Annotated in this window: 23 protein-coding genes and 1 tRNA gene; 23 read left to right on the forward strand and 1 reads right to left on the reverse strand. The window is 36.1% G+C overall.

The genetic code is table 11. From position 1 onward, the window contains the following. Positions 1 to 190: 190 nt before the first annotated feature. From ACYQ3P_RS11580 to ACYQ3P_RS11600, 5 genes are all read left to right on the forward strand, one after another. Positions 191 to 772 (forward strand): glycosyltransferase, encoded by a 582-nt coding sequence (locus ACYQ3P_RS11580; protein ID WP_460178096.1) that lies wholly within the window; start codon positions 191 to 193, stop codon positions 770 to 772. 25 nt (positions 773 to 797) lie between these two features. After that, the gene (locus ACYQ3P_RS11585; protein WP_460178120.1) at positions 798 to 1,259 is read left to right on the forward strand and encodes a glycosyltransferase family 4 protein; all 462 of its coding nucleotides are present in this window, start codon (positions 798 to 800) and stop codon (positions 1,257 to 1,259) included. Next, positions 1,252 to 2,463 (forward strand): lipopolysaccharide biosynthesis protein, encoded by a 1,212-nt coding sequence (locus tag ACYQ3P_RS11590; protein WP_460178097.1) that lies wholly within the window; start codon positions 1,252 to 1,254, stop codon positions 2,461 to 2,463. Before ACYQ3P_RS11585 ends, ACYQ3P_RS11590 begins: the two co-directional genes overlap by 8 nt. 526 nt (positions 2,464 to 2,989) lie before the next feature. Next, entirely contained in the window at positions 2,990 to 3,652 is a 663-nt protein-coding gene (locus ACYQ3P_RS11595) for an IS4 family transposase (RefSeq protein ID WP_460178098.1), read from the forward strand. A 67-nt stretch (positions 3,653 to 3,719) separates the two neighbouring features. Further along, positions 3,720 to 4,097 (forward strand): hypothetical protein, encoded by a 378-nt coding sequence (locus ACYQ3P_RS11600; RefSeq protein WP_460178099.1) that lies wholly within the window; start codon positions 3,720 to 3,722, stop codon positions 4,095 to 4,097. A gap of 831 nt (positions 4,098 to 4,928) precedes the next feature. Here ACYQ3P_RS11600 and ACYQ3P_RS11605 read toward each other — a convergent pair. Next, positions 4,929 to 5,001: transfer RNA gene (locus tag ACYQ3P_RS11605), tRNA-Lys, on the reverse strand. Positions 5,002 to 5,500: 499 nt separating this feature from the next. Here ACYQ3P_RS11605 and rpmE point away from each other — a divergent pair. The 18 genes from rpmE (at position 5,501) to nuoL (ending at position 19,395) form a co-directional block, all read left to right on the forward strand. Beyond that, the gene (gene rpmE, locus ACYQ3P_RS11610) at positions 5,501 to 5,701 is read left to right on the forward strand and encodes a 50S ribosomal protein L31 (protein ID WP_460178100.1); all 201 of its coding nucleotides are present in this window, start codon (positions 5,501 to 5,503) and stop codon (positions 5,699 to 5,701) included. Between the two features lie 260 nt (positions 5,702 to 5,961). Beyond that, positions 5,962 to 6,843, forward strand: coding sequence for a DUF1385 domain-containing protein (locus tag ACYQ3P_RS11615; protein WP_460178101.1), 882 nt, complete (start codon positions 5,962 to 5,964; stop codon positions 6,841 to 6,843). Beyond that, a complete protein-coding gene (gene prfA / locus ACYQ3P_RS11620) occupies positions 6,840 to 7,901 on the forward strand; it encodes a peptide chain release factor 1 (RefSeq protein ID WP_460178102.1) in 1,062 nt (353 codons plus the stop codon). Before ACYQ3P_RS11615 ends, prfA begins: the two co-directional genes overlap by 4 nt. Beyond that, positions 7,898 to 8,752 (forward strand): peptide chain release factor N(5)-glutamine methyltransferase, encoded by an 855-nt coding sequence (gene prmC, locus ACYQ3P_RS11625; protein ID WP_460178103.1) that lies wholly within the window; start codon positions 7,898 to 7,900, stop codon positions 8,750 to 8,752. Before prfA ends, prmC begins: the two co-directional genes overlap by 4 nt. Continuing rightward, entirely contained in the window at positions 8,739 to 9,263 is a 525-nt protein-coding gene (locus tag ACYQ3P_RS11630) for a C39 family peptidase (RefSeq protein ID WP_460178104.1), read from the forward strand. The genes prmC and ACYQ3P_RS11630 overlap by 14 nt, the downstream gene beginning before the upstream one ends. Positions 9,264 to 9,320: 57 nt before the next feature. Next, positions 9,321 to 9,893 (forward strand): 2-oxoacid:acceptor oxidoreductase family protein, encoded by a 573-nt coding sequence (locus ACYQ3P_RS11635; protein WP_460176893.1) that lies wholly within the window; start codon positions 9,321 to 9,323, stop codon positions 9,891 to 9,893. Beyond that, entirely contained in the window at positions 9,890 to 10,177 is a 288-nt protein-coding gene (locus ACYQ3P_RS11640; RefSeq protein ID WP_460176892.1) for a 4Fe-4S binding protein, read from the forward strand. Before ACYQ3P_RS11635 ends, ACYQ3P_RS11640 begins: the two co-directional genes overlap by 4 nt. After that, positions 10,177 to 11,358: a pyruvate ferredoxin oxidoreductase gene (gene porA / locus ACYQ3P_RS11645; protein ID WP_460176891.1), complete on the forward strand. Its 1,182-nt coding sequence runs from the start codon at positions 10,177 to 10,179 to the stop codon at positions 11,356 to 11,358. The genes ACYQ3P_RS11640 and porA overlap by 1 nt, the downstream gene beginning before the upstream one ends. Position 11,359: 1 nt before the next feature. Next, the gene (locus ACYQ3P_RS11650) at positions 11,360 to 12,316 is read left to right on the forward strand and encodes a thiamine pyrophosphate-dependent enzyme (protein ID WP_460178105.1); all 957 of its coding nucleotides are present in this window, start codon (positions 11,360 to 11,362) and stop codon (positions 12,314 to 12,316) included. 121 nt (positions 12,317 to 12,437) lie between these two features. Continuing rightward, the gene (locus tag ACYQ3P_RS11655; protein ID WP_460178106.1) at positions 12,438 to 12,818 is read left to right on the forward strand and encodes an NADH-quinone oxidoreductase subunit A; all 381 of its coding nucleotides are present in this window, start codon (positions 12,438 to 12,440) and stop codon (positions 12,816 to 12,818) included. A 3-nt stretch (positions 12,819 to 12,821) separates the two neighbouring features. Continuing rightward, the gene (locus tag ACYQ3P_RS11660; protein WP_460178107.1) at positions 12,822 to 13,430 is read left to right on the forward strand and encodes an NADH-quinone oxidoreductase subunit B; all 609 of its coding nucleotides are present in this window, start codon (positions 12,822 to 12,824) and stop codon (positions 13,428 to 13,430) included. Next, positions 13,399 to 13,932: an NADH-quinone oxidoreductase subunit C gene (locus ACYQ3P_RS11665; RefSeq protein ID WP_460178108.1), complete on the forward strand. Its 534-nt coding sequence runs from the start codon at positions 13,399 to 13,401 to the stop codon at positions 13,930 to 13,932. Before ACYQ3P_RS11660 ends, ACYQ3P_RS11665 begins: the two co-directional genes overlap by 32 nt. Continuing rightward, a complete protein-coding gene (gene nuoD, locus ACYQ3P_RS11670) occupies positions 13,922 to 15,109 on the forward strand; it encodes an NADH dehydrogenase (quinone) subunit D (RefSeq protein ID WP_460178109.1) in 1,188 nt (395 codons plus the stop codon). The genes ACYQ3P_RS11665 and nuoD overlap by 11 nt, the downstream gene beginning before the upstream one ends. Beyond that, positions 15,109 to 16,110, forward strand: coding sequence for an NADH-quinone oxidoreductase subunit NuoH (nuoH, locus tag ACYQ3P_RS11675; RefSeq protein ID WP_460178121.1), 1,002 nt, complete (start codon positions 15,109 to 15,111; stop codon positions 16,108 to 16,110). The genes nuoD and nuoH overlap by 1 nt, the downstream gene beginning before the upstream one ends. A gap of 8 nt (positions 16,111 to 16,118) precedes the next feature. Further along, on the forward strand, positions 16,119 to 16,718 hold the full coding sequence (locus ACYQ3P_RS11680) for a NuoI/complex I 23 kDa subunit family protein (protein WP_460178110.1): 600 nt from the start codon (positions 16,119 to 16,121) through the stop codon (positions 16,716 to 16,718). Next, a complete protein-coding gene (locus ACYQ3P_RS11685) occupies positions 16,699 to 17,208 on the forward strand; it encodes an NADH-quinone oxidoreductase subunit J family protein (RefSeq protein ID WP_460178111.1) in 510 nt (169 codons plus the stop codon). The genes ACYQ3P_RS11680 and ACYQ3P_RS11685 overlap by 20 nt, the downstream gene beginning before the upstream one ends. Next, complete coding sequence (nuoK, locus tag ACYQ3P_RS11690) at positions 17,205 to 17,501, forward strand: NADH-quinone oxidoreductase subunit NuoK (protein WP_460178112.1); 297 nt, start codon at positions 17,205 to 17,207, stop codon at positions 17,499 to 17,501. Before ACYQ3P_RS11685 ends, nuoK begins: the two co-directional genes overlap by 4 nt. Position 17,502: 1 nt before the next feature. Continuing rightward, positions 17,503 to 19,395, forward strand: coding sequence for an NADH-quinone oxidoreductase subunit L (gene nuoL / locus ACYQ3P_RS11695; protein ID WP_460178113.1), 1,893 nt, complete (start codon positions 17,503 to 17,505; stop codon positions 19,393 to 19,395). The last annotated feature ends 7 nt before the right edge of the window (positions 19,396 to 19,402 follow it).

Genomic DNA, 19,402 nt, shown 5'->3' on the forward strand with positions numbered 1-19,402 from the left:
TGTCTGCTTTGACTGACTTCTCAAATTCTAATCTTGGAAAAAGGGATAGAATTTGACTGAAAATACTGCTATACTTATTCATATACACCTCCAATCTGGGTCTTTAATTTTTAAGCTAAATGTTTATCTATTTTACCCAGATCGGAGCTTTTTAAAAAATTTATTTTGGACAAGAGTGATGTGAACTATAATGAAAATTCTACATTTCATCTATGACCATATCAAAAATCCCTGGATTGGTGGTGGAGGAGCTGTAAGGGCGTGGGAGATCTACAAAAGACTTGCCCAAAAAGGTCATTCTGTCACCATTGTTTCTGGAAATTATCCAGATGCAAGAGATTACTTTGATGAAGGTATAAATTTTAAATTTGTTGGCTCTCCAAAAAATTATTACATCAGCACATTCAGTTATCAATGGATGGCAAGAAAGTATCTTAAGAAGCATTTTTCAGATTATGATGTGATTGTTGAAGACTTTGCACCATGGAATCCTCTTTTTAGCTATAGATTTCAGGATATAATTCCTGTTGTTTTGCAGGTTCATCAAAAGGAAGGAATAAATATTTTCAGAAGATACTTTATTTTTGGTCTTCCTTTTATAGCAGTAGAAAATTTATATCCAAAAAAGTTTAAAAATGTGATAACTGTTTCAGAAGTATGTAAAAAAGCATTCAAACTTAAAAATGCAGAAATCATTTCAAATGGAATTCCTGAGAAATTTTTAAATATTACTTCAGAAGAGGGAGATTACTGCCTTTTTAGGAAGAATTGATTTTTATCACAAGGGTATTGACATAATTTTAAAAGCTTTTAAAAATTTAGATTTTCCAATAATAATTGCTGGTTCTGGCAAAGATGAGAAAAAGTTAAAAAGGGCTATTAAAGAAACTAAAAATATTCACTATGTTGGAAGAGTTGTAGGAAAGAAAAAGATTGAAGTAATAAAAAATGCAAAATTTTTAATTATGCCATCCCGATATGAAGCTCAAGGAATTGTAGCTCTTGAAGCTGCTGCATTGAGAAAGCCTCTTATTGTGTCAGATATTCCTTCATTAAGTTATGTTGTTGAAAATGGGTTTGGAATTAGTTTTAAATCAGAGGATGCAGAAGATTTAAAAAACAAAGTTTTAGTGCTATGGAATAATGATGAACTTTTGCAAAATTTTTCAAAAAATGCACGGAATTATGCTAAAAATTTTACATGGGAAAAAATTTCTGAGCAGTTTGAAAGCTATCTTTACAGGATTTTAAATGATTAAGGATATCTCTTCAGTTAGTCTTGCATTTTTATATGTGAATATTCTTGGTTATGTTTTTCATTCTATTGTAAGCAGAGGGCTTGGACCTGAGGGATATGGAGAGTTTATTGTTCTTTACTCTTTCATGCTTACTATTGGAAATGTGGCATCTCCACTTGGCACAGCAAGTGTTAAAACTGTAGTTGAAAATTTTGAAAACAGACTTTTTTATCTCAGGGCACTAAGAAACTTCGCAATCATTTGTAGCACGATATTAGGAATTTTTTTAATCTGCTTCTCTCCATTTCTTAAAAATTTTCTTAAAGTAAGCGAAATTTACTATTTCTTAATCATTGCCCTTGCTTGGATAGGAATTTTTATTACTACAGTTGAAAAAAGCTTTCTTCAGGCAACTGGAAGATTTCCTCTTTATGCTCTTATGAACTCAGTAGAGCTAACCTCAAGACTGATTTTTGCTGGCATTTTTCTATTAATTGGTCTTAAAGTCGGAGGAATGCTTTCAACTACTGTTATTTCTGTTTTTATCACGGCAGTAGCCCTTTTTTTGATTAACGGAAATTTAAAAGGAGAAAAAGCAAAGCTGAATCTTAAACATTTACTTAAGATAGCTCTTTATGTTTGTCCTTCAGGATTTTTCATTTATGCAGATGACATTTTTATTAGAAGAGTATTTGAACCACATGTTGCAGGCTATTTTGCGTCTTTTTCAGTTGTAGGAAAAGCATTTATTTGGCTCTGTCTTACAATTGCTGGAGTTTATTTTCCAAAATTTGTTGCATTTAAAAAATCTTTAAGGCTTAAATCATTTGTTCTTCAAATTTTGGGAATTATTGTTTTGCTTGAAATTTTCGCTCAAATTGGCGTGATAATTGTTGGAAAGCCTCTTTTTTTAATGCTTTTTGGACAAAAGTTTGAACCAGCTTTTCAGTTTCTTCCTTATTATCTCATAGTCATACTTCCTCTTGTCTTCTGTCTCATTTTTATCAGTATTGCCACAGCAGTTGAAAAAGGTATCTGGCTCATTTATCTAAATCTTTGCACTTATCTATCAGGATTTGTAATTATAAAGTTTTCATCTGTAGGGGATTATCTTCTATATATTGCTTTCTTAAACTGCATTTTTTTAATAATTTATTTAGCCTTATTTAGGAGGATTTTAGGCTCTATCAGGCTTGAAGCTTTTGCATCCGATGATTATAAATAGATACAGACTGACAGAACTATTGTTACTTTTCATTATTTCCTAAATTCCCATTTTTTTAGGCACTATGATATCTAAGGTATTAAAGATGTCCTTATACTTTTTAGTCAACTCCTGCACAAATAATTCATTATCATATACTTTGCACTTCAGATTCCTCAAAATCAGATTTGCCTCTTCTACTGTATATTTTTGTCTTTAATTTCACAAATAATATCAGGGCAACAAATATTAAACCGTAACTCTGCCTATTTTAAGCAATATGTAACTTAATCTTCAACTTTTTAGAAAGAAATCTTGTTTTTTGGAATATTCAAATTCCCAAAAGAATTAATTTCTCTATCAATCTGAGTATTTTTTCTTATGTTTCAGCTCCACTCTTGTCCAAAATAAATTTTTTAAAAAGCTCCGATCTGGGTAAAATAGATAAACATTTAGCTTAAAAATTAAAGACCCAGATCGGAGATGTATATGAATAAGTATAGCAGTATTTTCAGTCAAATTCTATCCCTTTTTCCAAGATTAGAATTTGAGAAGTCAGTCAAAGCAGACAGAAGCTGAGCGTAGAGCAAAAGGGTTTACGAGTTGGGGGCAATTTGTAGCTATGTTATTTTGTCAACTTGGGCAGGCGCATTCTCTAAGAGAGATATGTAATGGACTTGCCAGTTGCGTTGGCAAGTTAAGGCATCTTGGTATAAAAGAAGCTCCAAAGAGCTCTACCCTTGCCTATGCAAATGAACACAGACCGTGGGAACTTTTTCAAGCAGTATTTTATATGCTTTTTCAGAGATGTCAGTCTAAATTTACTGGCAAGAGGAAATTCAGATTTAAGAACAAGCTAATGAGCTTTGATGCATCTGTAATAGAGTTGTGTGCAACAGTATTTGACTGGGCAAAATTCAGAAAGACTAAAGGTGCGGTAAAGTTGCATTTACTACTTGACCACTCAGGATATTTACCTGAATATGCGCATATAACAGAAGGTAAAGTGCACGAAGTAAACATATTAAGGAGACTTCAATTTTGTTCTGGTGACATAGTAGTAATAGACAGAGGGTGTGTTGACTATGCTTTATTTGGTAGATGGACAGAGGAGGGGGTATATTTTGTAACAAGGTTAAAGGACAACGCCTCTTATAAAGTGATAAAGAGCCTACCAGTGCCAAAGAACAGAAAACATAATTCGGGATGAGATAATCAAGCTTAAGGGTTTTTATGCAGAGCAAGACTGTCCATATGAGCTACGGAGGATAGAGGTCATGGATAAGGAAACAAAAGATACAGTTGTGCTACTCACGAACCAACTGAACTTTGGTGCAACGACCATATCAGAGATATACAAAGACAGATGGCAGGACAGATTTTTTAAGACATTGAAACAAAATCTAAGAGTAAAAACCTTTGTAGGGACATCAGCGAATGCACTTAAGATACAGATATGGACGGCATTAATAGCGATACTGATACTGAAGTATCTGAAGGAGTTATCAACATTTGGATGGTCATTAAGTAATCTAGTTGCATTGTTGAGACTAAACCTATTTACATATAGGAATTTATGGGAATGGATAAATAAACCGACAGAGACACTGCAAATTGAGCCTCAAATAGAACAGTTAAAATTTAGACTTGTTTAATTGGACAGCAAATAAAAAGAAAGGGGGTAACCTGATTTTGAAAAAGCAAATTTTCTTGTCCAAAAGTCTTATTTTATGCGGATGTTTTTTATGAGTTTAGATTATTTTGGACAGCAATGAGTTCACATAAATTAAAAGCCTTTTTGTAGAAAACTTTCTCCCTTTCTAAAGCCTAAACGGAACATTAGACTCAGGCAGCCTGAATGAGTTCCCACGATGATAGGATAAGGGAAGAAAATCAAAAAAATCAAATGGAGGCTTAGTCAATGAGAAAGGAGAGATTTATATTTGAAATAGATGCATCAAGGGAAAACAATCGTGGTGACAGTTGGATCGCGACAGTCTCCCACCTTTCCGTCATTGCGAGGTCGCCATGCCTTCGGCTCACGACAGGCTTCGGGACGAAGCAATCTCTAAACATTCGTAAAACATAAGAGGTGAGACATAAAAGGCAAAAGACGAGATTGCCACGCCTTCGCACTGCTTACAATGAAAGGATGGACATGAAGGAAGAGAGATTGCTATGCCTCATCTTCAGTGAGACTTGTAATGACATATGAACAAAGGTTTCATAATAGACGCACGTTTTATATTAAAAGAATACAGATAAGGCAGTCATTAGTTATCACAAATAATAGCGTTAGCGAAGACATACATTTGCAACACACTTAATTTAGCTTGGCATAGATATAAGAGTTATCCAAGCACTTTTAGGGCATGAGCAGATAACTACCATACAGATTTATACCAAAGTCGCATTGCCTAAAATGATGGAAGCTATCCAGAAGCTATGTAGTCAATGGAGAAAATTCTGAAACCATTGAAAATAAATGAGCCGTGGAGGATTCGAACCTCCGACCCGCTGATTAAGAGTCAGCTGCTCTACCAGCTGAGCTAACGGCCCACAAAAATAGAATACAAAAAAATGCTTTCACAGGTCAACTGCACGCATTAGAGCCAAAAATAGCGATAGAAATCAAATAATTGGTATAACCATTTGAAAATTAAGTATTTTTTGCTGTCATTGCGAGCATCCGAAGCATGCGAAGCAATCTCTTTGAAGGGGAAAAGGCAAGATTGCTTCCTCCTCGCTTCGCTCGGAGTCGCAATGATGGAGAGGGGGTATCCTCGCAATTACGGAGAGGTGTTCACCATCCACCATCCACGAATCACCATTCACCAGTTACCAATTAGAGACTGCTTCGCCTCCTTCGGAGGCTCGCAGTGACAAAAAAATCTGAGGCTCGCAGTGACGATGTTGCGGATTGCCACGCTATCGGCTCGCAACAGGGGGCTCGCAGTGACGAGTGTCTATCTCTATTTTTAAAAATCTTTCGCTTGCTAAAAATGTGCTTTTCAGGGTAAAATTTAATTTACCAATTAAAAATTCGCAGGAGGAGAGGATGAAAAAGGGAATTCACCCTGAATACAAAGAAGTAAAAGTAATATGCGCATGTGGAGAGACATTTTTAACTCGTTCCACAAAAAAAGTAATAAAGGTTGATATTTGCTCAAAGTGTCATCCTTTTTACACTGGAAAGCAGAAAATTGTTGATACTGAGGGTAGAGTAGAGAAGTTCATGAAAAAATACGGAAAAAAATAGCTCTTAATAGTCTACAAAAAGGGGTTAGTTTATATTGTTAATTTCTAACCCCTTTTTTATTTGAAGATAAATTAAGCGATTCTTAAGCGTCATTGCGACTCTGAGTAAAGGGAGGAGGAAGCAATCTCTCTTTTTTATGAGATTGCCACGCCTGCCTTACACCATGCTTGCAATGACGGAAAAAAACAGATGGTAAGGCTCGCAATTACGGACTAACAGAGGTTTTATAAAAGTTCGCTAAATTTAGATTGGAGCAATAAATGAAAAGTAAATCAATTGGTGGTCAAGCTGTTATTGAAGGAGTTATGATGAAGTCCACAGAGGGGTGGGCGGTGGCTGTGAGAAACCCCAGAGGAGAGATTGTAACAAAAACAGAAAAATTTAACAAAAAGGGCATCCTTACCAAAATACCTATGATCAGAGGTTTTTTTATTCTTCTTGAAACTCTATGGCTTGGTATGAAGGCAATAGATTTTAGCAGTCAAGTAGCTTTTGAGGAGGAAAAAGCAAGTCCTTGGAGTTTTGTGTTGTCTATTTTTTTAGCCTCAATAATAGGAGTTTTGCTTTTTATCCTTTTGCCACTTTATCTGACAAAGGTTGCGGATTATTTTGTAGGCATGATTTCAAGTAATTCATTTGTTTTTAATCTTGTTGACGGTATTCTCAGGGTTTTGATATTTATTGGATATGTTTTTGCAATCAGTCTTTGGAGTCAGATAAGAAGGATTTTTGCCTATCATGGAGCTGAACATAAAGCAATAAATGCCTTTGAATCTGGAGAAAACTTAGAGCCTCATGCAGTAATGAATTATTCAAGGTTGCATGTAAGATGCGGAACAAGTTTTATTTTTATTGTTCTTGTAATAAGTATTCTTGTTTTCTCGATGATTCCTTCTTCGTGGAGTTTTTTCATGAAGGCAGTTTCAAGAGTATTGCTTCTGCCTCTGATTGCGGGTATTTCATATGAATTATTAAAACTTTCTGCAAAATGGCAGAATAATATAGTTGCCAGAATTTTTGTATTTCCAGGATTACTTTTTCAAAGAATAACAACAAAAGAGCCAGATATTTCACAGATAGAGGTTGCTTGTGAAGCATTAAAGGCTGTATTAAAGTTTTCTGAAGAGGAGGTGAAGGCATGATTGAAAAGCTGCAGGAAATTGAAAAAAAATATGAAAAAATTACTGAGGCACTTTCTGATCCCAAAGTGCTTTCAAATAAAGAAGAATATATGAAATATTCCAAAGAGCAGGCAGAACTTCAGCCAATTGTGACAAAGCTTAGAGAATATAAAAAGATTATTGCTCAAATTGAAGAAGCTGAGGAACTATTGAAAAGCGCTGATAATGAATTGAAAGAACTCGCTGAAGAAGAGCTTCAGGAGCTAAAAAAGTTAAAACCGCAAGTTGAACAGGAGCTTAAGATTCTTCTTTTACCTAAAGACCCCCGTGATGAAAAGAATGTTATTTTGGAGATAAGGGCAGGAACAGGCGGAGAGGAGGCAGCACTTTTTGCAGCTAATTTGTTCAGGATGTATTCCAAGTATGCTGAATCAAAGGGCTGGAAAGTGGAGGTCATTGACTCACATCCAACAGGACTTGGTGGTTTTAAAGAAATAATTGCCTTAATATCAGGTAAAGGAGCTTACAGCAGACTCAAATATGAAAGCGGAGTTCACAGGGTGCAGAGAATTCCTGTAACCGAAGCATCTGGTAGAATTCATACATCAACAGCTACTGTAGCTGTGCTTCCAGAGGCTGAAGAGGTTGATATAAAGATAGATGAAAAGGACTTAAGGATTGATACATTTTGCTCTTCAGGTCCAGGAGGTCAATCAGTAAATACAGCTTATTCGGCTGTAAGAATTGTCCACATTCCAACAGGAATAATCGTTCAGTGTCAGGATGAAAGATCCCAGATCAAAAACAGAGAAAAGGCAATGAAGGTTTTAAGGGCAAGGCTTCTTGAGATTGAAAGACAAAAGAGAGAATCTGAAAGAGCAGCGGAGAGAAAAGGACAGGTTGGCACTGGGGAGAGAAGTGAAAGGATTCGTACATACAACTTTCCTCAAAACAGAGTAACTGACCACAGAATCGGGCTTACCCTGTATAAACTTGAACAGTTCTTAAATGGTGATATTGATGAAGTAATTGATGCCCTTATTGCCTATTATCAGGCTGAAAGATTAAAAGAAATGTGAAAGCCATTGAAAAAATAAGGGAAATTACTGATGTTTTTAAAGTCAGAAAAATTGATAATCCAGAACAACAAGCCACTGCAATAGTTCTCAAAATTTTAAACACAGACAAAATAAAGCTATACACTGAAAATCCGCATCTAACTCCTGAACAAATTCATTTAATAGACAGCCTTGTAAGCAGGCGACTTAAAAAAGAGCCTCTTGAGTATATTCTCGGTGAATGCGATTTTTACAATGTTAAAATCAAAGTTGGTCCCGGAGTATTAATACCAAGACCAGAGACAGAGATTATAGTAGAGGAATTTCAAAAGAGAGTAGATTCAAACAAAACATGCGGAAAAAGACTGCTTGATTTGTGCACAGGCTCTGGATGTATAGCAATTTCAATTGCTAAGCTTTTTCCTAATCTTAAAGTATTTGGAGTTGATATATCTTGGAAGGCAATTTCTTATGCCATTGAAAATAAAACTTTCAATGATGTTAAAAATAATTACTTTATTGTAGGAGATTTGTTCCATCCATTCAAATATAAATCTTTTTCATACATCACTGCCAATCCTCCATATGTAAGAACTGAGGAAATTTTTTCTCTTCAACCTGAAGTTAGAGATTATGAACCTATACAGGCATTGGATGGAGGATACGATGGACTGATTTTTTATAGAAGAATTTTAAAAGAAGCTAAAAATTATCTTATCAATAACGGATTGATTTTTTTTGAAATTGGAATAAATCAGTCTTCAGAAATAAAGCATCTTGCTGTCCAAGAGGGCTATGAAATTATTGATGTTATTAAAGACCTTGCAGGAATAGACAGAGTTATGATATTAATTTTGAATGATGAATTGTGATTTGATGATAAATACAAAGGCATTAATAGTTATTATTTTATTAATTCCTTGTCTCATTTTTGCAGAAGAATATATGATTAGTAATGTTCCATTTTTCCCGTCTGAAGATTTTCAGTGCGGACCTACCTCCTTAGCCTCTGTATTGAATTTTTTAGGTTTGGAGATTACACCTGAGAAAATTGCAAAAGAGATTTACAGTGAAGGAGCAAAGGGAACATCAGACTTTGATATGATTTTATATCCCACGAAAAAGGGATTCAAGAGCATCCACTACAAGGGAAGCCTGGATGATTTAAAAGAAAAAATTAAAGCAAACAAGCCTTTGATTGTAATGGTTGATGAGGGAATATGGTTCTATAAAAAATATCACTTTATGGTTGTTATTGGCTTTGACAATAGCGGCTTAATCGTTTATTCAGGTAAAAATAAAGATGAGAGAATAGATTACGAGAAGTTTATAAGTAAATGGCAAAAAACAGACTTTTGGACTCTTTTAATTGAAAAATATTAACCTTGTCAATTATAAGTTTTTTTTGCTATAATTATAAAATTTTTTAAGGGGTGTAATATGGAAAAAGTAGAGATAAGGTGGCATGGAAGGGGAGGGCAGGGAACAGTGACTGCTGCTAAAGTATTTGCTGATGCGTGTTTAAGTGGAGGCAGACATGTTCAGGCATTTCCCGAGTATGGACCAGAGAGGGCAGGTGCACCACTTAGGGCATACAACAGAATAAGTTCAAAGGAACTAAGGATGCATTGTCCTGTGGCAAATCCTGATGTAGTAGTTGTAGTAGATCCCACACTCATAGAGAGCATAGATGTTACAGAAGGAGCAAAGGATGATGCAATTTTTGTTGTAAACTCATCAAAGGAGCCACAGGAGCTAAGGGAAAAGCTAAAGCTTAAGCCAACGCAGAAGCTTTATGTAGTTGATGCAACAAAGATAGCAATTGAGTGTTTTGGTAGACCAATGCCTAACTCACCGATGGTAGGAGCATTAAACAGGGCAACAGGGCTTGTTGAATTAGAGACATTGCTTGAGGATGTAAGGAAGAGTTTTGGGAAGAAATTTGCACAAAAAATAATAGACGGTAACCTTCTTGCAGTCAAGAGAGGTTACGAGGAGGTAAAGCAGGGATGATGAGCTGGAAAGAAATACCTGAAGGAATGGTAATACTTGAGGCAGGAAGTGCCTTAAAATTCAAGACAGGCTCATGGAGGACATTCAAGCCTGTTTGGATAAAGGAAAACTGTATCCATTGTCTGCTTTGCTGGCTTTACTGTCCAGACAATGCAGTAAAAGTAAAGGATGGAAAAAGGGAAGAATTTGACTATGACTACTGCAAGGGCTGTGGAATTTGTGCATTGGAGTGTCCCGGCAAGAAAGGCAACAAGGCAATAGTAATGCAGGAGGAGGTAAAGTAATGACGAAGATAGTAGCAGTAACAGGAAACGAGGCAGTAGCCAATGCATTTCGTCAGATAAATCCAGATGTATGTGCAGCATATCCGATAACACCTCAGACAGAGCTAATGCAGAGATTTGCCTCCTTTGTATCAAATGGGCAAGTAAAGACAGAGCTAATACTGGTTGAGAGTGAGCATTCAGCAATGAGTGCCTGTGTTGGTGCAGCAGCTGCAGGAGGCAGGGTTGCAACAGCAACATCATCACAGGGATTGGCACTCATGTGGGAGATACTATTTATAGCCTCAGGCTTAAGGCTTCCCATAGTAATGCCAGTTGTAAACAGGGCATTGTCTGCCCCGATAAACATACACTGTGACCATTCAGATGCAATGGGAGCAAGGGACAGTGGATGGATACAACTGTGGAGTGAGAACGCACAGGAAGCCTATGACAACACAATACAGGCATTCAGAATAGCAGAGCACATGGAAATAAGACTTCCAGTCATGGTATGCTATGACGGCTTCATAATAAGCCACTCAATAGAAAGAATAGAGTATCTTGATGACGAAGTAGTACAAAAATTTGTAGGAGAATACAAGCCTCTTTATCCACTGCTTGATATAGACAAACCAAAAAGTTACGGACCACTAATACTGCCTGATCTTTACATGGAAGTAAGAAGGGCAAATTCGGAAGTCTACAAAAAAGTTCCCCAAGTAGTGCTTCAAGTAGCAAAAGAATTTGAAAAAATATCAGGCAGAGCCTATGGACTATTTGAATCATACAGACTCAATGATGCAGAGATAGCACTTGTAATACTTAACTCAGCAGCAGGAACAGCAAAGGATGTTGTTGATGAGTACAGAGACAGAGGAATAAAAGTAGGACTACTTAAACCCAGACTTTACAGACCATTTCCGTATGAAGAGATAGCACAAGCCTTAAAGCATCTTAAAGCAGTATGTGTGCTTGACAGAGCAGATGCATTTGGAGGCTCAATGGGACCTCTTTATCTTGACATAGCAACAAGCTTGATAAACCACAAAGAAAAACCATTGCTTATAAACAGAATATATGGACTGGGTGGAAGGGACTTTATGCCAGAGCATGCAGCAGAAGTTATTGAGGAGCTTAAAGAGATAGCAGAGACAGGGAAAATAAAGACAACAAAAGAATACATAGGAGTGAGGGAATAGCATGGCAACACCGATTAACTTAAAAGAACTATCAAAGCAAGAACTAAGATTTACAGCAGGGCATAGGCTTTGTGCAGGATGTGGAGCACCCATAGTGGTGAAGATGGTACTACTTGCAGCATGTGACTATCCGGTAGTAGCGGCGAGCTCAACAGGATGTCTTGAAGTCTCCTCCTGTATATCCACCTACACAGCATGGAAAGTGCCATGGATACACAATGCCTTTGAAAATGTAGCTGCCACCTTGTCTGGAGTAGAGGCGATGTATAAATCATTAAAGAAGCAAGGCAAAATAGACAAAGAGATAAAATTTATTGCCTTTGGAGGAGATGGAGGAACATATGACATAGGATTTCAGGCTTTATCGGGAGCAATGGAAAGATGGCATAACATGCTTTACATCTGCTATGACAACGGAGCATACATGAACACAGGAATACAGCGTTCAGGTGCAACACCAACCTTTGCAGACACAACAACATGTCCAGTAGGTTCAGCAATACCCGGGAAGCCTCAGCAGAGGAAGGACCTCACCCGGATAATGGCAGCACATGGAATACCATATGTAGCGCAGGCATCACCAAGTCATTGGGCAGACTTAATGAAGAAAGTAAGGAAAGCACTTGAGATACAGGGGCCGAAGTTTATAAACATATTCTCCCCGTGTAATCGTGGATGGAGGTCAAGGACAGATGATGCCATAATGCTAAGCAGACTGGCAGTTGAGACATGCTTTTGGCCTCTGTATGAAGTAGAAAACGGAGAGACAAGAGTGACATTCAAGCCACGTGAGAAAAAGCCAGTGGTAGAATTTTTAAAAGCACAGGGAAGATTTAAACATCTTTTTGAGCCGGGAAAAGAAAAGCTGATTGAACAATTTCAGGAAACAATAGATAAGAATTGGAATAGGCTTTTAAAGGAAGAACAGATGAGCCTTCCGCAAGAGGAGAATAAATAAGAAACTATGAGTGCTATCTTTAGAAAGGTAGCACTCTTTTTTATTTATTTCAGTCTTAACTTTTAACAAAACTTAAAAATTTGTTATCATATTTAACTATACTTAACTTGCAGGGAGATAGATGGGACCAGAGAATTTATTAAGAGACAAGTATCTGCCAGTTTTGATAGTGATAGTTATTTCTCTTCTCATCGGACTTGCGATGTTTTTAGTAAGTAAATTTTTCAGACCAAAAAGACCTTACACATTAAAGCTTACTCCATATGAGTGCGGAATTCCCTCAACAGGAGATACATGGGAGAGGTTTAATGTCAAGTTTTATATCGTTGCCATTGCCTTTGTAATATTTGATGTTGAGACTGTTTTTCTCTATCCTTGGGCTGTTGTTTATAAAAAAATTGGATTTTATGCTCTTTTAGAGATGTATCTATTTATCTTTATTTTAATCATTGGATACATCTATGCACTTGGAAAAAATATTTTTGAATGGCATAAGGATTGATATATGGCAGGATTGATAAAGATTTTTGATAATAATACTGAACCAGTAGAAGTAGAAAAAGGTATAAAGGTTGTGCCTGCTGCAAACACGATTATAACTACAATTGATAAGTTAGCAAGCTGGGGTAGGCGTTCTTCTCTTTGGCCCCTTACATTTGGTCTTGCATGCTGTGCGATTGAGATGATGGCAACTGGTGCTTCCCATTATGACCTTGACAGATTTGGAATAATATTTAGAGCATCTCCAAGACAGGCTGATGTTATGATTATTGCAGGTACTGTTACAAAGAAAATGGCACCTGTTATCGTTAATCTTTATCATCAGATGTCTGAACCACGATATGTAATAGCAATGGGAAGCTGTGCTTGTAGTGGAGGAATATTTAATACTTATAGCACTGTTCAAGGAGTGGATGAGATATTACCAGTAGATGTTTATATACCCGGATGCCCTCCAAGACCAGAGGCTTTAATTGAAGGAATTTTAAATCTACAAGAGAAAATAAAAAATCAATCTTATACAAAGACTTTTTGCTCATCGGGTGTTTGTTTGATGAAAGAATCTAAAACTCAGGGAAAAGATGAAACCGATAGAGATCGTAGAGAAAGTTAAGGAAAAGTTTCCAAAAGAGGTTTTATGGTTTAGATGTTTTAGGGAAGAGTGCGACATTACTGTAAATAAGGAAAAAATAAAAGAAATACTCTCCTATCTTAAAAGTTCTCCCGCATTAGAATTTGACTATCTCATAGATTTAACAGCAGTGGATTATCTTGGATTTAGAGAGCCAAGATTTGATGTAATTTATATTCTTATGTCAATAAAGCACAGACATAGAATCAGAATTAATGCTCAAGTCCCAGAACAGGGTTGCTGTATACAAACGGTTTCAGACCTTTGGGCTACAGCTCAATGGTTTGAAAGAGAAGTTTTTGACATGTTTGGAATAGTATTCAATGGGCATCCAGATTTAAGGAGAATTCTTCTTCCTGAAGATTGGATTGGATTTCCACTTAGAAAGGATTACCCAGTTGGAAGCGAACTTGGAGATAAAGAATGGGAGACATTTAAAGAATTAAAAAATATGGCAAAGGGTTGGAAGGAAGATGAATCCTGAAAACACAAGAGAGCTTCTCATAAACATGGGTCCCCATCATCCTGCTACTCATGGAGTTCTTCGGCTTGTCCTTGAAGTAGAAGGTGAAGTAATTAGAAAATGTATACCACACATTGGTTATCTTCACAGAGGTGTTGAAAAGCTTGCTGAAGATTTGACATATGTTCAAGCCCTTCCTATTACTGATAGACTGGATTATTTGTCAAGCATGGTTAATAATGTAGGATTTTGCCTTGCTGTTGAAAAACTTCTTGGAATAGATGTTCCTGAAAGAGCAAAATTTATTCGCACTATGATGGCTGAAATGGCAAGAATTTGTAGTCACCTTGTATGGATTGCCACTCATGCTCTTGATATTGGAGCAATGACTGTTTTTCTTTATGCAATGAGAGACAGGGAAAAGCTTCTTGAACTTTTTGAAATGGTTACAGGAGCCAGACTTACAGTAAGTTATCCAAGAATTGGAGGAGTTCGTTGCGATGTTAATGAACAATTTTTAGAAGAACTATATAAATTTGTAGATGAATTTCCAAAAAAAGTTGAAGAATACGAAACTCTTATTGACCAAAACAGAATTTGGCTTAAAAGGACAAAAGGAGTTGGAGTTATTTCAGCTGAGGAAGCAATAAACTGGGGACTTACAGGTCCTACTCTTAGAGGCTCTGGCGTTTATTATGATGTTAGAAAATTTTTTCCATATGATGCTTATGACAAAGTGGAATTTGATGTGCCTCTTGGAAAAAATGGCGATGTGTATGACAGATATAAATGCAGAATGCTTGAATTCAGACAATCCGCAAAAATAATCAAGCAATGCATAGAAAAGTTGCCCGATGGAGCTATTCTTTCGGAAAATTCACCAAGAATAAGAATGCCTGCGTCTCCGCTTAAGATAGACAAAAAAGATATTCAGTTTGAGATATTCATTGAAGATAAAACCATTGAAGAGTTTATTAAAAAATTTACTGATGTTTATGCTTCTGTTGAATCACCAAGAGGAGAGCTGGGTTATTATATTGTATGCGATGATTCAGCAAAACCTTACAGAATGAGAGTAAGGGCTCCGTCCTTTGTTCATGTAGGAGTACTTCCAAGACTGTGCGAAGGGAGTTTAATTGCAGATGTTATTGCAAATATTGGCTCTATAGATATTGTTTTAGGTGAGTGTGACAGATGATGGAGACATTGAGTGTTATTTTTGTGACAATTATAAAAACAGCAATATACTTTGGAATTCTGATGCTTCATGTTGCCTATGCGACATATGCAGAGCGTAAAGTTATAGGGCATATTCAGCTTAGATTGGGTCCAATGGTTATAGGTCCTCATGGAATTCTGCAGCCCATTGCTGATGTGGTTAAGCTTATTTTCAAAGAAGACATCATTCCATCTAATGTTGATAGAAGAATTTTTACAATAGCTCCTCTTATCAGCTTAACAGCTGCATTAAGCACATTTGCAGTGATTCCTGTTAATGATGGTTGGGTTATTTCAGATATAAATGTTGGTATTCTCTATGTTTTAGGTATTGCAGGTATTGGTACATACGGAATAATTTTTGCAGGTTGGTCATCAAATTCAAAGTATGCATTTTTGGGCGGACTAAGGTCAGCAGCTCAAATGATAAGCTACGAAGTAGCTCTTGCTATGAGCCTTGTTGGGGTTATTTTGATGGCAGAGTCTTTTAATTTAACTGAGATTGTTAATAAGCAGCAGGAATACTGGTATGGAATGTTTTTGTTCCCACAAATAATAGGATATTTTGTTTTTGTTGTTGCAATGCTCGCAGAGACTAACCGAGTTCCTTTTGACCTACCTGAAGCAGAAACAGAACTTGTTGCTGGATATTTTGTTGAGTATTCAGGTATAAGATTTGCACTTTTTTATCTTGCTGAGTATCTTGCAATGTTTTGCATGTCTGCTTTGGCAACAATATGTTTCTGGGGAGGATGGACTGTACCTGCATTTCTTTTAAAATTCTTTCCGTTTCTTGAAATAGTTCCAGGTATTATTTGGTTTATTTTAAAGGTTTACTTTCACATTTTCCTTTTCCTATGGCTTAGAGGAACTTTACCAAGATATCGTTATGACCAGCTTATGGCAATTGGATGGAAAGTGCTTATTCCTTTGGCTTTGTTGAATATAGTTATAACATCATTGTTTAAATATTACCATTGAGGAAGGTTATGAATTTGCGAGAGCTTTTAAATAAAATTTTCCTCATAGAAGTTTTCAAAGGATTGGCTCTTACCCTTAAGATGCTTTTCAGCAAATCTGTCACAATTCAGTATCCCTTTGAAAGAAGAAAGGTTTATGAAGGATTTAGAGGAAGACACGCACTTGTAAGAGACCCATTTTCTGGCAATGACAAATGCATTGGTTGCATGAGATGCACAACAGTATGTCCTTCCCGATGCATCTTTATTAAAAGAGAAAAAACAGAGAAGGGAATGGTTGTTACAGATTATATAATAGATGCTTCAAGATGTATATTTTGTGCTTACTGTGTTGAAGCTTGTCCTGTATGTGCATTAGTTTTAACTGAGGATTATGAGTATTCTTCTTATGATAGGAAAGAACTTATATTCAATAAAGAAAAACTTCTGAAAAACTGGGACGAATTCACAAAAAAATGGCCCCATGATTATTATTTCAACAAATTCTGGCAACCTCCGGGAATTGATCCATCAAGATGGCCCAAAACAAAGAGAGAACAAGGACCAATTCCCATTAAAAGAGCTGTTGAAATTAAAAGGGAGGAGCAAAATGAGTCAATCTCCAGTTGACAATGCATTTTTCATATATTTTTATATCAGCATGGCTCTGTTGAGTATAGGTGTTATAGCATCACGAAATATAATTCATAGTGCTTTCTTTCTTTTGATTTTTCTACTACATGTTGCAGCAGTTTTTCTATTTCTTAATGCTGAATTTCTTATGGCAATTCAGATTATTGTTTATGTGGGTGGAGTGCTTGCACTTTTTGTTTTTGCAATAATGGTCATGAATATAAAGGAAGAGTTAAAACACAGCAAATTTGTCAGATTTGCAGGAGCAGGGCTTTTGACAAGTCTTTTATTTTTTGCAATTTTTTATGGATATCTGAAAAATATGCGAATTGAAGTTACTGTTCCAATTCAAAATAATCTTTCATTCATGGCAAGTTTGCTTTATTCTTATTATCTTTTGCCTTTTGAGATTTTATCACTTGTTCTTTTAGTTGCCTTAATTGGAGGAATTATAATTGCTAAAAAGCATCCGAGGGAAGAGAAATGATAAACGAATATCTTTTTTTGAGCTTAACTCTCTTTACCATCGGACTTATAGGTTTTGTAGTAAGAAGAGACCTCATTGTGATGCTTATGTGTCTTGAAATTATGTTTAATGCTGTAAATATAGCCTTTGCCTCTTTTAGCTACTGCAGTGGAAATTATACAGGTCAGATTTTTGTTCTTTTCACAATTGCTGTTGCTTCATCAGAGGCTGCTGTTGGACTTGCAATTGTTCTTGCCCTTGTAAGAAGCACAGGAGTTAATCATTCAGACGAAATTAACAGGTTGAGGTGGTAGAATGGAAAAACTGTTTTTGCTTATTCCTATTTTTCCTCTTGCAGGCTTTCTGATTAACATAATATTTGGCAGATTTCTAAGTACAAAAAAGATAAATTTTATTGCCGTATCAAGTATCGCTTTATCCTTTATTGTTTCTTTGTTTGCAGTTTATCAAGTTTTTACAGGAAAAACTTTTGAATACAATTTTTATACATGGATACTTTCAGAGGATTTAAAGGTAAGTTTTGGTTATCTGATTGACCAGCTGACTGCTGTAATGCTAATTGTTGTTACTACTGTAAGCCTTCTTGTTCATATTTATTCTATTGGATATATGCATGGTGACCCAGGTTATTACAGATATTTTGCCTATTTAAATTTATTTGTCTTTTCAATGTTGATGCTTGTTATGGGAAATAATCTTGTTCAGCTTTATTTTGGATGGGAAGCAGTCGGACTTTGTTCTTATTTCTTGATTGGATTTTGGTATGAGAAAAAATCTGCAGCAGATGCGGGTAAAAAAGCCTTTATTGTCAATAGAGTAGGTGATTTTGGCTTTGCTCTTGGAATATTTTTACTTTTTGTAAATGTATATGCAGTAAATTACAATGATATTTTTCCAAAACTGCCTGCACTGCAAGGACTTACAATTAATATTTTAGGATTGAATGCAGATTTAATTACAGTGATTGCTCTTTTACTTTTCTGTGGAGCTGTTGGAAAATCTGCACAGCTTCCACTTCATGTTTGGCTTCCAGATGCTATGGAAGGTCCAACACCTGTGAGCGCTCTCATACATGCTGCAACAATGGTTACTGCAGGAGTTTTTATGGTTGCAAGGCTTAATCCTCTTTATAGTCTATCTGAAACAGCCCTTGCAGTAGTTGCATTCACTGGAGCAATAACAAGTTTTATGGCTGCCACAATTGGCGTTGTTCAAAGGGATATAAAGCGAATAATTGCTTACTCTACAATAAGTCAGCTTGGATATATGTTTTTAGCATGTGGAGTTGTAGCTTATGGAGCTGGAATTTTCCATCTATATACCCATGCTTTCTTTAAAGCTTTGTTGTTTTTATGCGCAGGTTCTGTTATGCATGCAATGGCAGGTGAGCTTGATATTTATAAAATGGGTGGTTTGAAAAAATATATGCCTATAACTTACATAACATTCCTTATTGCAGCTATTTCAATTTCTGGAGTGCCATTTTTTGCAGGATTTTTCAGTAAAGACGAAATTCTCTGGTATGCATTTGCCTCTGCAAAGGGCTATGGTAAGATACTTTGGCTTTTGGGTACAATTACCGCTGGTTTAACAGCTTTTTATACATTTAGAATTCTTTTTGTTGCATTTCACGGAAAATTCAGAGGCGATGAATCACAGCTAAAGCATATACATGAATCACCGAAAGTAATGACAATTCCTTTAATGATACTTGCTTTCTTTTCAATAGTTGCTGGATACTTTTCTGTACCACATTTTATAGCTCCTGTGATTGGAGAACCTGTGTTAGCTGTTCCGCATGAGCAGGAAAAATTTGTTATGGCTGTTTCAATTATTGTAGCATTGGCTGGAATTTTCTTAGCATGGTTTGTATACAGCTTTAAACCTCAGATTGCAGAGGCTTTATATAACAGGTTTTATGGAGTTTATAAGGTTCTATGGAACAAATATTACTTTGACGAGATTTATCATGCAGTTTTTGTAAAACCTACTCTTTGGTTTTCAAGAATTATAATTGAGAAGTTTACAGACAAGGGCATAATAGAGGGAGTTGTTAATGGAGTTCCAAAGCTCTGCTATTTAGCAGGAAGTGCTATGAGAAAGCTTCATACCGGATATTTACAGCAGTATGCTATTTTGATGATTATTGGAGTATGTGTAATCTTAATTTTAATCTTAAGCCTGTGAGGTGAGG

The organism is Thermodesulfovibrio hydrogeniphilus (assembly GCF_054657355.1).

Coding starts and splice junctions, on each gene's coding strand:
- ACYQ3P_RS11580 (WP_460178096.1), top strand. CDS start 191: ATGAAAATTCTACATTTCATCTATGACCATATCAAAAATCCCTGGATT.
- ACYQ3P_RS11590 (WP_460178097.1), top strand. CDS start 1,252: ATGATTAAGGATATCTCTTCAGTTAGTCTTGCATTTTTATATGTGAAT.
- ACYQ3P_RS11600 (WP_460178099.1), top strand. CDS start 3,720: ATGGATAAGGAAACAAAAGATACAGTTGTGCTACTCACGAACCAACTG.
- rpmE (WP_460178100.1), top strand. CDS start 5,501: ATGAAAAAGGGAATTCACCCTGAATACAAAGAAGTAAAAGTAATATGC.
- ACYQ3P_RS11615 (WP_460178101.1), top strand. CDS start 5,962: ATGAAAAGTAAATCAATTGGTGGTCAAGCTGTTATTGAAGGAGTTATG.
- prfA (WP_460178102.1), top strand. CDS start 6,840: ATGATTGAAAAGCTGCAGGAAATTGAAAAAAAATATGAAAAAATTACT.
- ACYQ3P_RS11630 (WP_460178104.1), top strand. CDS start 8,739: ATGATGAATTGTGATTTGATGATAAATACAAAGGCATTAATAGTTATT.
- ACYQ3P_RS11635 (WP_460176893.1), top strand. CDS start 9,321: ATGGAAAAAGTAGAGATAAGGTGGCATGGAAGGGGAGGGCAGGGAACA.
- ACYQ3P_RS11640 (WP_460176892.1), top strand. CDS start 9,890: ATGATGAGCTGGAAAGAAATACCTGAAGGAATGGTAATACTTGAGGCA.
- porA (WP_460176891.1), top strand. CDS start 10,177: ATGACGAAGATAGTAGCAGTAACAGGAAACGAGGCAGTAGCCAATGCA.
- ACYQ3P_RS11650 (WP_460178105.1), top strand. CDS start 11,360: ATGGCAACACCGATTAACTTAAAAGAACTATCAAAGCAAGAACTAAGA.
- ACYQ3P_RS11655 (WP_460178106.1), top strand. CDS start 12,438: ATGGGACCAGAGAATTTATTAAGAGACAAGTATCTGCCAGTTTTGATA.
- ACYQ3P_RS11660 (WP_460178107.1), top strand. CDS start 12,822: ATGGCAGGATTGATAAAGATTTTTGATAATAATACTGAACCAGTAGAA.
- ACYQ3P_RS11665 (WP_460178108.1), top strand. CDS start 13,399: ATGAAACCGATAGAGATCGTAGAGAAAGTTAAGGAAAAGTTTCCAAAA.
- nuoD (WP_460178109.1), top strand. CDS start 13,922: ATGAATCCTGAAAACACAAGAGAGCTTCTCATAAACATGGGTCCCCAT.
- nuoH (WP_460178121.1), top strand. CDS start 15,109: ATGGAGACATTGAGTGTTATTTTTGTGACAATTATAAAAACAGCAATA.
- ACYQ3P_RS11680 (WP_460178110.1), top strand. CDS start 16,119: ATGAATTTGCGAGAGCTTTTAAATAAAATTTTCCTCATAGAAGTTTTC.
- ACYQ3P_RS11685 (WP_460178111.1), top strand. CDS start 16,699: ATGAGTCAATCTCCAGTTGACAATGCATTTTTCATATATTTTTATATC.
- nuoK (WP_460178112.1), top strand. CDS start 17,205: ATGATAAACGAATATCTTTTTTTGAGCTTAACTCTCTTTACCATCGGA.
- nuoL (WP_460178113.1), top strand. CDS start 17,503: ATGGAAAAACTGTTTTTGCTTATTCCTATTTTTCCTCTTGCAGGCTTT.